The following is an 11,701-nucleotide window of genomic DNA, read 5'->3' on the forward strand; positions in this document are numbered from 1 at the left end:
ACTTGAATTAATAAATACATTACAGAAAAAGCAACATCTTGCTATGTTTGGTGATGGAATCAATGATGCTCCAGTACTTGCAGGTGCAAATTTATCTGTTGCGATGGGTAGCGGCAGTGCTATCGCAAAAAATAGTGCCGATTTAATTTTGCTAGGCGATCATTTATCAAAATTTAATCAAGCAATTAACCTTGCTAAACTGACAAACAAAATAATAAAACAAAACTTAATCTGGGCATTTGCTTACAACATCATTATTCTTCCTTTAGCTGTAACAGGCCATGTAGTGCCATATATAGCAGCGATTGGTATGTCTATTAGTTCTATTATTGTTGTTTCAAATAGTCTTCGCCTGCTAAGGGTAAAAATATGAGTATCATCTACGTTTTAATTCCCATTGCCATGCTGTTTGTGGTTGTCGCTGTTGCGGTTTTCTTTTGGGCAGTAAAATCTGAGCAATTTGACGACTTAGATAGACAAAGTGTTTCTATATTGTTTGACGAAGACTCAACATCTGTACCTTCAAATACACAAGAGAAAGACCAAGAAAATATCACAAGTAGTGAGTCCGATTTGGATAAACCCTCTGCAAATAAGCATAATTAATTTGATTGAATATAATGTTTGGGGCGCGTTCCTCGTAGGATTAATGGGTGCTGCACATTGTTTTGGAATGTGTGGAGGTCTTATCGGTGCCTTTGCGACGAACTTGCCTGCAACTTCATCTAACCGTTTAGCCAATCAGTTAAGCTTTTTACTTAGCTATAATTTAGGTCGGATCTTAAGTTATACGATTGCCGGTGCGCTAGCTGGTGCCAGTAGTGCTGCATTAGGTTATATGTTTGACCTAGACTCTTACCTTATTGGGTTAAGAATCATTGCTGGGGTTATGATGATAATTACTGGCTTATATATTGCTCAGATTTGGTTCGGTATTGTTCATATTGAAAAATTAGGAAAAGGCCTTTGGACTGTATTAAAGCCTTTAGCAAACAAGTTATTACCCATTAAAACTCAATTTCAAGCAACTATTGCAGGAATGATTTGGGGGTGGTTACCCTGTGGATTAGTCTACAGTACATTAACTTGGTCGGTAGCCGCAGGAGATGCATTAAACGGTGCTATGGTGATGTTAGCTTTTGGTTTGGGCACCCTACCAGCTTTACTAAGTGCAGGATTAACCGCAAAAAAATTGGCAGGATGGGTTCAAAAAAAGCAAGTACGACTATTAAGTGGGATCTTGATTGTAGTATTTGGCTTACAAACTATTTATATCGCCATCATGCAGCTAAACTAGCTGTAGCATTGTTATTAGTTTAACATGGTACGGTAGTAATTAATTGAGAGTATATATGCCTACAGATCAAACGAAACAGCTTCGCGCATCTACTGGTGGTTGTGCAATTCATTGTCATGATTGCAGTATGGAATCGCTTTGCATTCCTTTTACGTTGGATAATAACGAGCTCGATAGACTAGACGATATTATCGAACGAAAAAAGCCTGTTCAAAAAGGTGATCAGATATTTAAATCTGGTGATCCTCTCAAATCTCTATTCGCTATCCGTTCTGGAACCATAAAAAGTTTCACTATTACTGAGCAAGGTGATGAACAAATTACTGGTTTTCATTTAGCTGGTGATGTCATTGGTTTTGACGGTATTCATTCTCAAATTCACCAAAGCTTTGCCCAAGCTCTTGAAACAGCAATGGTTTGTGAAATTCCTTTTGATACCCTTGATACTCTTTCAGGCACTATGCCTAAATTAAGACAACAAATTATGCGCTTAATGAGTAATGAAATCATGGGCGATCAAGAAATGATTTTATTATTATCTAAGAAAAATGCCGAAGAACGTTTAGCTGCATTTATCAATAATCTTGCTAACCGTTTTGGCAGCCGAGGTTTTTCTCCGCATGAGTTTAGGCTAACAATGACCCGTGGAGACATCGGAAATTATCTTGGATTAACTGTCGAAACAATCAGTCGTTTATTGGGTCGATTCCAAAAAGCGGGTTTAATTGAAGTTAAAGGCAAATACATCACCATTGTTGATAATGTTGCACTAAGTCAACTTGCAGGCAATTCCAGAATTGCGACTTAAAGAGTTAATTTTGATTTTATGATCTAACTCAACGACATCACCGTGGATAAAAGTGATAGTAATATAAAAAACAGCTTGGAGGTTTTATGAAGGATTATAATAAGATTTTAGTAGTCATTAACCCAATGACTGACCATCAACCTGCTCTTGCCAGAGCCGTTGAACTTGCTTCCAAGTCCAATGCATCTATCACTGCTTTTCTCACCATATTTGATTTCTCATATGAAATGACATCTATTCTTTCTAGCCATGAAAGAGAAGCGATGCGCCAAGGTGTTATTGATCAACGTGAAACTTGGCTAACAGAAGCCATTGCACCTTATATCAAAAATGGATTAAGTATCGATACAAAAGTCGTTTGGCATAACAGACCATTTGAAAGTGTCATTAAATATGCCATAGAGCAAGAAATCGATTTATTAGTAAAAAGCACTCACGAACACGATAAGTTAAAGTCCATTATTTTTACTCCGACCGACTGGCATTTACTCCGAAAAGCCCCAATTCCAGTATTAATGGTTAAAGATCATGATTGGCCTGTAGCGGGTAAAATTTTGTGTGCTGTGAATGTTGCATCTGAAGATGACGAGCATTCAACATTAAATACAAAGATCATTGAAAGTGCATTGAATCTTGCTGCTAAGTTTTCAGCTCAAATTCATTTAGTTAATGGATACCCTGGTACGCCTGTGAACCTTGCGATCGAATTACCTGAATTTGATGCAGCAAGTTACAATGATACGGTTCGTATGCAACATGAACAGCGCATTCAATATCTAGCAAACAGTTTCAATATTCCACTAGAAAACTGTCATGTAGAAGAAGGCTTACCTGAAGATGTTATCCCAGAATTAGCACTAAAACTTGATGCTGAACTTGTTATTTTAGGCACAGTTGGGCGTACTGGGTTTTCTGCAGCTTTAATTGGTAATACTGCTGAACATGTGATTGATAGTATCAATTGTGATTTGCTTGCAGTTAAACCTGAGGGTTATAAATCACCACTTGAAGACTAAAGTCTTTACCATCGGCTAGAATGCTGGAATAATACGCGCCCTGAAACGATAGTTACTGGGCGCTTTTTAATGTCTGAAATGCAACAGCAAGAAAAAATTTTGGCAGATCGCCAAGCAAAATTAGAAAAGAAATTACGTCATGATGTAGGTCGTGCGATAGGTGACTATCAAATGATTGAAGATGGTGATGTTATCATGTGTTGCCTTTCTGGAGGTAAAGACAGTTATGCAATGCTCGACATTTTGTTGAACTTGCAAAAACGCGCACCAATTAAGTTTGAGATTGTGGCTGTTAATTTAGATCAGAAACAACCTGGATTCCCAGAACATATTTTGCCAGCTTATCTTGATACTCTAGCTGTGCCTTATCATATTTTAGAAAAAGACACGTATTCAATCGTAAAAGATAAAATTCCTGAAGGTAAAACAACGTGTTCTTTATGCTCTCGCCTCCGTCGTGGCACCTTGTATGGTTTTGCACAACGCATTGGAGCAACAAAAATTGCTTTAGGTCATCATAGAGATGACATCATCGAAACATTATTTTTGAATATGTTTTTTGGCGGAAAAATGAAAGCCATGCCGCCAAAGTTACTATCTGATGACGGTGCTAACATGGTCATACGCCCATTAGCATACTGTAAAGAAAAAGACATTGCTGAATATGCGGAATTAAAACAATTCCCTATCATTCCATGTAACTTATGTGGCTCACAAGAAAACCTTAAACGTGGAGCAGTAAAAGATATGCTAAATCAGTGGGACGTTGAGTTTCCTGGACGCATCGAAACTATTTTCACCGCTATGCAAAATACTTCTCCATCTCAAGGGGTGGATAGAAACGTGTTTGATTTTTTATCGCTGCAACGTGATGCGGATGCACCATTATCTGGTGATGTTGCTGAGTCTGATTTACCAGCGTTTGATTTTTTAGATACCAGTAACAATGGTCATATTAATCTTGATGAAGCATCTAAGATTGATATTGTCACAACTTATAAACCATAAATGATTATAAGTTAGAAAAAAAGCCCTCTATTGAGGGCTTTTTTATGAAGTAAATACCATTAAAAACTACATAACATAAGGACTGACGATACTTGGTTTAATATCAAAAATAATTGTCTGTAAATTATCAAGTTGTTCAGAGGTTAATTGCAACTGCTCTTGTATCACCTGCTTGTTACCATCTATGGTGACCGCGACTGGTAATTCTGAACCACTAAAACTGAATGTTAATCCAGAGATTGGCTTCCTAAAATATTTCATGGGAAACCCTTGCTGGCCATCTAATAGCGCATCCATATCATTCTTGACATCAATTAACTCTTCTTTCGAATATTTTATTTGTGTGGATTTAGCACGAACTTGCATTGCAACACCACAAAGTGACGAGTCCCCTGTTACTTTAATATTTAGCAAGCCTCTATCAGATTTTAGCTGTGCATCATAAGGAAGGTATAAGCGCTGATCTTTATCATAAGTCAGCGGGTATTCATTTTTTTCGGTGGTAATATTGCCAGATATCATTTCACAATTTTTATTTTTAGGTACGCTAAAAGCAACTTCCACTAATTGATAATTATGTTTGTTGACCTGCTTTAGCCTTTCATAAAAACCTGCGTATGGTATTGAAACTGAATCAGCTATGACAGAAGGACTGATTAGCATTGCTGCAAAAATAATTGACGACTTTTTTAAATTCATTTTATAAACCTGCTAAATACGCTTTGTTTTGGCGTAACATCTCTAGTAGTTCGTCAATATAAGCATCTTTTCGTTCAGAGTAATGAATTAAGCCAAATACTAATTCTTCAGCAGTCGGCTCCTTTTCTTGTGAACGAATGTCAGCTCTAATAGAACGTAATAATCGATAAGCTGAATTAGTATTTAAATTCAACATGTATGCTGCAATAGAATCTTCTGGCGTATCAAATGAAGCAACTTCATGATTCAAGCCTGCTTTTCTTGAAAGTGGCACTAAGCCACAACCTTTAGAAAAACACCATTGACCGAAATAGTTATTCCCTTCTTTGGCAAAGCGAGAGCTCCCCCAACCGGTTTCATTGGCTGCCTGAATCAATACCATTTTTGCAGGGACGGTATCGACTCTAATAAGTAAAGGAGCCAAGGTCGATTCATCAAACTTTTTAACTGAGTAATTATATTTATTAGTAAGCTGTTTAAGTTTAAACAATTCTGCTTCTGTTAACTCTTGTTGATTGTTTAGGTTTGCTAAAATGACTTTTAGAAAGTTGCGTTCTTTCAAAATTAGTGCATTTTGATGATTAACAGCAGGAGCCATATAATCAAAAAAGACTTGTTTTTTGGTTGGAATATCATTGATAGCGGTGAAGTTAGGAACCGTTTTTTCTTCTATCTCATTTTGCTGAATTTCAGGCGTGGAAACTAAAATCTTTTCCAAAGTTGGAACGAGCCATACTCTAATCAAAATAATACTGATTATTACAAAGCCTAAACCAAGGGTAAACTTACCTACTCTACCAGTTCTCAAGAACAATCCTACCTTAATAATTTTTAAATGATTATACCCAGATTCATCACTAAAAGCAGTCCTGTGTTTATGCTATTATTCCTGAGCATTCAATTTTAGCATCAAGTAATAGTTAACATGCATTATTACGATGCAAGATTAGAAAGTCATCAAGAGTATGAAAGGAATCAAAAAATGATGAATCAAGATTTACATCAGTACAGTCATGTTGTTGCACTAGGCGGCGGTCATGGTTTAGGGCGCGTATTAGCAGCATTATCTTTCTTAGGCCCGAAATTAACCGGAATCGTAACCACAACTGACAATGGAGGCTCAACTGGAAGAATACGCCAGGATGAAACAACTATTGCTTGGGGCGATTTAAGAAACTGTTTATCTCAATTAGCCCACCGGCCATCCATAGGCACTATGCTATTTGATCATCGCTTCAATGGCGATAATGAATTAAACGGCCATAATCTTGGCAACATCATTATGTACGCTCTGGAACAACTTTGCGTCAGGCCAATGGAAGCGATTAAATTAATCCGCACCATATTAAAGATTGATACTCGCATTATTCCAATGTCTGAGGAGCCAGCTCATCTAACAGCATTAAACCTTGAAGGCAAAACAATCTTCGGTGAAACCAATGTTGATGGGATGAAAGAAGTACCAAGCTCTTTAGCCGTTGAACCTCAAGTGGCTGCGACATGTGAAGCTATTCAAGCAATTAACAAAGCAGAGATGATTATCATTGGCCCAGGAAGCTTTCTTACTAGCGTATTACCGCCGCTACTATTACCTGAAATTTCAAAGGCAATTCAACAATCAAGCGCTCAGATTGTTTTCATAGACAACTTAACCAATGAGTTATGCGCTGCTAATGCACTTAAATTAGAAGATAAAATAAATTGGATTAATCAATTAGTTGGCCGTGATGCCGTTAACAATGTAATTAGCCATGGTGACAGTATTGATATCGGCGAATTTGTTAGCTATTTTCCGCTAGTCAGTGATCATCATGCTGGATTACATAATAAAATACTTCTAGCAGATGCATTAGCAAGTGTGATGAAGAAGCTCTAAATAAAATGCTTTAATACAATATAAAAAAGAGCGAAGAGTAACATTACTTTTCGCTCTTATATTAATGTTAATGATCAATAGTTTACTTTCGTGTGATTACAGAACTTGCGCAATCGCTTTACAGATCACAGGGACATTTTGTTTAGTCATGCCAGCAACACTAATACGACCTGAACCAACAATATAAACAGCAAACTCTTCTTTTAAACGATTTACTTGATCTTTGTTTAAGCCAGAGAAGCTAAACATGCCATTTTGGCGTGAGATAAAGCTAAAGTCTTGCTCTACGCCTTCAGACTTTAAAGTATCGACAAACAACGTACGCATTTCTGCGATACGTTGGCGCATTTCAGTCAACTCTGCTTCCCATTCTTGACGTAAAGCATCATCAGATAAAATTGTGCTGACAATTAAACCGCCATGTGCTGGCGGGTTTGAGTATGTAGCTCGAATGGTTTTCTTAATTTGGCTGAAACTTTTCTGAGCTGCTGGCTCATCTGCTGCAACGATTGTTACAGCACCAATACGTTCATTGTATAAACCAAAGTTTTTTGAAAATGAATTGGCAATTAATAGCTCTGGCACTTTAGTCGCTACAATGCGTAAGCCCTGAGCATCTTCTTCTATACCTGCTCCGAAACCTTGATATGCAAAATCAAATAATGGCACAAGTTCTTTATCAGCACATAATTGGCCAATCACTTCCCATTGCGAAGCATCTAAATCGATACCTGTCGGGTTATGACAACAGCCATGTAATAACACAAGATCACCTGCTTTAGCGCCATGTAAATCAGTCAACATTGCGTCAAAATCCATGGCATGGGTTTCAGCTTTATAATAACCATACTCTTTTATCTCTAAACCAGCTGTCTGAAAGATATTTTGATGGTTAGCCCAAGTTGGATTACTGACCCATAATGTTTTTGACTCTGTATTTCTAACTAAGAATTCCGCTGCAACTCTTAATGAGCCTGTTCCGCCTGGAGCTTGGGCTGTATAAGCGCGTTTGTTTGTAATGATGTCACTGTCTTGGCCAAATAATAATGTTTGAACAACAGCGTTGTATTGTTCTACACCTTCGATTCCAAGATAGTTTTTTGTTTTCTCAGCTTCTAATAAAATGGCTTCAGCTTTTTTTACCGACTTTAACACTGGCGTTTGCCCTGCTTCGTCTTTGTAAATACCCACACCTAAATTGACTTTCTCTTTTCGAGTGTCTTTTTTAAAGGCATCTGTTAAACCTAAGATAGGATCGGCTGGAGCTTGAGGGACCTGAGAAAATATCATTACATCTTTCCTTCGTATGAAGTGAACCACTATTTTTAAGTATTTATACCATTGAATAGCACAATGAAATAGTGACTTTTTGTAATGTTGGAAGAATTAGTTCACAGTTTAAACATTTGGTAAATATTGACGTCAAAAAATAGATATTCTCTAAACATCTGGCCTTTGTGAAGACTACAAAATAGGTTTTATCTGATTTAGCTAACATTTTATCTAATGGATATAGAAAAATTTTAGTTAATTGATTTAGCCCTTGATTGTAATTATAAATGCCACTTAATAAATAGTTATCTTGTAATAAAAGACATGATCACTTCAAAACAACGAGGGATTCCACTCAGATCCAATTTCTCAGATTTTAGACATAAAAAAAGCCCCGACATTAGTCGAGGCTTATTTATAATGGTACCCGAGGCCAGACTTGAGCTGGCACGCCCTACTTTAGAACAACGAGGGATTCCACTCAGATCCAATTTCTCAGATTTTAGACATAAAAAAGCCCCGACATTAGTCGAGGCTTATTTATAATGGTACCCGAGGCCAGACTTGAGCTGGCACGCCCTACTTTAAAACAACGAGGGATTCCACTCAGATCCAATTTCTCAGATTTTAGACATAAAAAAGCCCCGACATTAGTCGAGGCTTATTTATAATGGTACCCGAGGCCAGACTTGAACTGGCACGCCTATTAAGCGAGGGATTTTAAATCCCTTGTGTCTACCGATTCCACCACTCGGGCAAAAGTGTTGTTTTAACCGCTAACTAGTTCGTTAGCGACTAAACAAAATTTGTGGAGGCGCGACCCGGAGTCGAACCGAGGTCGACGGATTTGCAATCCGCAGCATAGCCATTCTGCCATCGCGCCGTTGTTTGATTGGAGCGACATATCGGGTTCGAACCGATGACCTATACCTTGGCAAGGTATCGCTCTACCAACTGAGCTAATGTCGCATATCAAACAATGCACTTGATAAAATTGATTAGTCAATTTGTCTCTGAGTGCGGAATGGAATTCTACCGTTTTACGCAAATGTGTCAATGCGCAATTACACTATTTTACAGCTTTGCGAACTGTTTGATGCATAAATCAACGTATTGAGTAAATAATATCAATTGAATAAAAATTATAAAAAAAGCACTTCAACATGAAGTGCTTTTTAAATTTGCTGAGAAAACAGTTTATGCTTCCGGCAAAGACAATGTCGTTAGACCAAGCATCTTCTGCATAACACCAACAACCTGACAGCTATAACCGAATTCGTTGTCATACCAAACATATAAAATTGCACGTTTACCGTCAGCGATTGTTGCTTGAGAGTCAACAACACCAGCGTAACGAGAACCAACTAAGTCGCTTGATACGATTTCAGTAGAGTCTGTGTAATCAACTTGGTTTTTAAGATCTGAAGTTAATGCAATATCTTTAAGATATTCATTCAATTCTTCACGATTTGTTTCACCATTTAAGTTAACGCTAATGATTGCCATTGAAACGTTAGGTGTTGGAACACGAATCGCGTTGCCAGTTAACTTACCTTCCATTACTGGTAATGCTTTAGCTACTGCTTTTGCGGCACCTGTTTCAGTGATTACCATGTTTAATGGTGCACTGCGTCCACGACGGTCAGCACTATGGTAATTATCAATTAGGTTTTGGTCATTAGTGTATGAATGAATAGTCTCAACGTGACCATTTTCAATACCATACTTATCATTTACCGCTTTAAGGACAGGTGTAATAGCATTGGTTGTACAGCTAGCAGCTGAAACAATCATATCTTCAGGTAAGATATCGTTTTCATTTACGCCGTAAACCACGTTTTTAATCGCGCCTTTAGCCGGTGCAGTTAACAATACTTTGCTTGCACCTTTACTCTTAAGGTGAAGACCTAAGCCATCTTCATCTTTCCAAATACCAGTATTATCAACAACTAAAGCATCGTTAATACCGTATTGGGTGTAATCGACTTGATCTGGTGAATTCGCGTAAATAATTTGAATGTAGGTACCATTAGCAATAATCGCGTTATTTTCTTCGTCAACTTCTACAGAACCATTAAATGGTCCGTGAACTGAATCACGACGTAATAAGCTAGCACGCTTCTCTAAATCACCTTTTTTACCGCCACGCAGAACGATAGCACGTAAACAAAGCTTATTACTCTTACCTGTCTTTTCTATCATTAGACGTGCTAATAAACGACCGATTCGTCCAAAGCCATAAAGAACAACATCTTTCGACTCAACGTCATCACCAAAGTTCAAGCCTTGTTCCAGCTCTTTAGTCATGTAGGCTTGAATTTGTGATGCATCAGCATTATCACGCCAGTAATTAATGGCTAACTTGCCAATGTCCACTTTACAGTGCTTTACTGATAACTTGCTTAATGCTTCGACGAACGGAAAGCTTTCACGTAGGCGTAATTTTTCGCCAATGTGACGACGAACTAGTCGATGAGCTTTAATAATTTCAATTGTAGATGCGTTTAAAAGTGGTTTACCATAAACTAAGACTTCAACGCCTTGATTACGGTACAGTTTACCTAGTAAAGGCTGCATAGCCTCAGCCATTTCGAAACGTTCTTGCCAACTTTGTAGGTGTTTATCAGCGCTCATTAAAAAGATCCTTTATCTCATATTTCAGCATTCGTGTGCAGAAAGAATTGAGTAACAAAAAGAAAAGACCAATAATCGTTATTTGGTAGGGTTTACCCCTTTTGGTCGGCGACATTGTAATGAAATTTGCACTTTTTCGCCAGTAAGAAATTTTTAGTAAACGTGTAATTTTATTAGAGAAATTTCTGTTTTGGAGCCTATTTTGAACAAAAGTTTAGTAATAATTACATCATTTTCATTATTTGCTGCTTTATTCGGCTTATTTGGTTGTGATGTTGGCCGAAATAGTGGCAGCATTTGTAAAAAAAATCCTGAACTTTGTGCTGATTTACACAAAGATAGTTGGTGTTTAGTAGAAAAAGGCGACTTAATTCGGAGTCGTTACCAATTAAAAGTCACAGAAACCCCGTCGGGAAAGCAACTATATGATCAATTAATAAAACTTGAATCTTATAGCAACTGCATTGAGCTCGCTGCCGGTGTAAAACATATAATCAATACACATCGTACTGAGGACAGAGAACGTGCTTACGCTGTAAGTACTCAAAACTTAGCTCAATTACAAGAGTACACTAAAGATAACCCCGATATTTACCTTGCCTATTATCGTTGGACGAAATTTAATGACTTTCCTTCTCGCGATATCGTCATAAAAGCAGAACAAGCCGGTGAGCTGACTGAAACCTTTATGCTAGCTCAAGTTGCCTCTCATTATATTAAGACTGATTTAGCCAGAGCTAAGTTGCTGTACTTGCATTTACTTTCTCATGTTAAGGCGAGCAATATAGATTCAGATTGGCTGCTCGCGCTCGCAACGATTTATAGAAGAGAGCAAAATACAGAAAATGAGTATTTGTTAACTAAGGCAAATACGTTAATGAGTGACAACACTGCTTCAGAAGAAAAGTTATTAGCGTTAATAGCCAATAATAATGAACTAGCGATGCAACTTAATATTGATGCTTTGGAACTAGTGAAACAACTTAATGCAGGTAAGTTTGATACAAGTGAAATTAAATTAAGATTTGAATAAACAAAGGCACGCTTGTTAGCTACACTAAAATGCAATTAATTAACAAGCGTCAGTGTAT

At 37.5% G+C, this 11,701-nt stretch carries 12 protein-coding genes and 3 tRNA genes; 8 read left to right on the top strand and 7 right to left on the bottom strand.

Annotation, left to right across the window (positions count from 1 at the left end; genetic code table 11):
* The 6 genes from K5Q58_RS19925 to ttcA form a co-directional block, all read left to right on the top strand.
* Nucleotides 1–373: HAD-IC family P-type ATPase (locus tag K5Q58_RS19925; RefSeq protein WP_220755602.1), on the top strand; the 373-nt coding region annotated here is incomplete at its 5' end.
* On the top strand, nucleotides 370–606 hold the full coding sequence (gene ccoS, locus K5Q58_RS19930; protein ID WP_220755603.1) for a cbb3-type cytochrome oxidase assembly protein CcoS: 237 nt from the start codon (nucleotides 370–372) through the stop codon (nucleotides 604–606). The genes K5Q58_RS19925 and ccoS, both read left to right, overlap by 4 nt.
* A 1-nt stretch (nucleotide 607) precedes the next feature.
* A complete protein-coding gene (locus K5Q58_RS19935; protein WP_220755604.1) occupies nucleotides 608–1,297 on the top strand; it encodes a sulfite exporter TauE/SafE family protein in 690 nt (229 codons plus the stop codon).
* A 55-nt stretch (nucleotides 1,298–1,352) separates the two neighbouring features.
* Nucleotides 1,353–2,105 (top strand): electron transport transcriptional regulator EtrA, encoded by a 753-nt coding sequence (gene etrA / locus K5Q58_RS19940; RefSeq protein ID WP_220755605.1) that lies wholly within the window; start codon nucleotides 1,353–1,355, stop codon nucleotides 2,103–2,105.
* An 86-nt stretch (nucleotides 2,106–2,191) separates the two neighbouring features.
* A complete protein-coding gene (uspE, locus tag K5Q58_RS19945; protein WP_220755606.1) occupies nucleotides 2,192–3,121 on the top strand; it encodes a universal stress protein UspE in 930 nt (309 codons plus the stop codon).
* A 78-nt stretch (nucleotides 3,122–3,199) separates the two neighbouring features.
* Complete coding sequence (ttcA, locus tag K5Q58_RS19950; RefSeq protein WP_374758530.1) at nucleotides 3,200–4,129, top strand: tRNA 2-thiocytidine(32) synthetase TtcA; 930 nt, start codon at nucleotides 3,200–3,202, stop codon at nucleotides 4,127–4,129.
* A 66-nt stretch (nucleotides 4,130–4,195) separates the two neighbouring features.
* On the opposite strand, the gene K5Q58_RS19955 is transcribed toward ttcA, so the two are convergent.
* Together K5Q58_RS19955 and K5Q58_RS19960 are read right to left on the bottom strand one after the other, a co-directional pair.
* Nucleotides 4,196–4,828: a DUF2987 domain-containing protein gene (locus K5Q58_RS19955; protein WP_220755608.1), complete on the bottom strand. Its 633-nt coding sequence runs from the start codon at nucleotides 4,826–4,828 to the stop codon at nucleotides 4,196–4,198.
* A gap of 1 nt (nucleotide 4,829) precedes the next feature.
* Nucleotides 4,830–5,636: a glucosaminidase domain-containing protein gene (locus K5Q58_RS19960; protein WP_220755609.1), complete on the bottom strand. Its 807-nt coding sequence runs from the start codon at nucleotides 5,634–5,636 to the stop codon at nucleotides 4,830–4,832.
* Between the two features lie 174 nt (nucleotides 5,637–5,810).
* Between K5Q58_RS19960 and yvcK the strand changes: the two genes are divergently transcribed.
* A complete protein-coding gene (yvcK, locus tag K5Q58_RS19965) occupies nucleotides 5,811–6,704 on the top strand; it encodes a uridine diphosphate-N-acetylglucosamine-binding protein YvcK (protein WP_220755610.1) in 894 nt (297 codons plus the stop codon).
* A 96-nt stretch (nucleotides 6,705–6,800) separates the two neighbouring features.
* On the opposite strand, the gene K5Q58_RS19970 is transcribed toward yvcK, so the two are convergent.
* The 5 genes from K5Q58_RS19970 to K5Q58_RS19990 all read right to left on the bottom strand — a co-directional run bounded on the left by K5Q58_RS19970 (nucleotide 6,801) and on the right by K5Q58_RS19990 (nucleotide 10,610).
* Nucleotides 6,801–7,994: an amino acid aminotransferase gene (locus K5Q58_RS19970; RefSeq protein WP_220755611.1), complete on the bottom strand. Its 1,194-nt coding sequence runs from the start codon at nucleotides 7,992–7,994 to the stop codon at nucleotides 6,801–6,803.
* 653 nt (nucleotides 7,995–8,647) lie between these two features.
* Nucleotides 8,648–8,733 (bottom strand) — tRNA-Leu (locus tag K5Q58_RS19975).
* Nucleotides 8,734–8,785: 52 nt separating this feature from the next.
* Nucleotides 8,786–8,859, bottom strand: a tRNA-Cys gene (locus tag K5Q58_RS19980).
* Nucleotides 8,860–8,869: 10 nt separating this feature from the next.
* Nucleotides 8,870–8,945 (bottom strand) — tRNA-Gly (locus K5Q58_RS19985).
* 228 nt (nucleotides 8,946–9,173) lie between these two features.
* Complete coding sequence (locus K5Q58_RS19990; protein ID WP_220755612.1) at nucleotides 9,174–10,610, bottom strand: glyceraldehyde-3-phosphate dehydrogenase; 1,437 nt, start codon at nucleotides 10,608–10,610, stop codon at nucleotides 9,174–9,176.
* Between the two features lie 202 nt (nucleotides 10,611–10,812).
* Here K5Q58_RS19990 and K5Q58_RS19995 point away from each other — a divergent pair, with 202 nt between their 5' ends.
* On the top strand, nucleotides 10,813–11,643 hold the full coding sequence (locus tag K5Q58_RS19995) for a DUF2989 domain-containing protein (RefSeq protein WP_220755613.1): 831 nt from the start codon (nucleotides 10,813–10,815) through the stop codon (nucleotides 11,641–11,643).
* The last annotated feature ends 58 nt before the right edge of the window (nucleotides 11,644–11,701 follow it).

It is taken from the genome of Shewanella sp. KT0246, assembly GCF_019654955.1.
GTDB classification, from domain to species: domain Bacteria; phylum Pseudomonadota; class Gammaproteobacteria; order Enterobacterales; family Shewanellaceae; genus Shewanella; species Shewanella goraebulensis.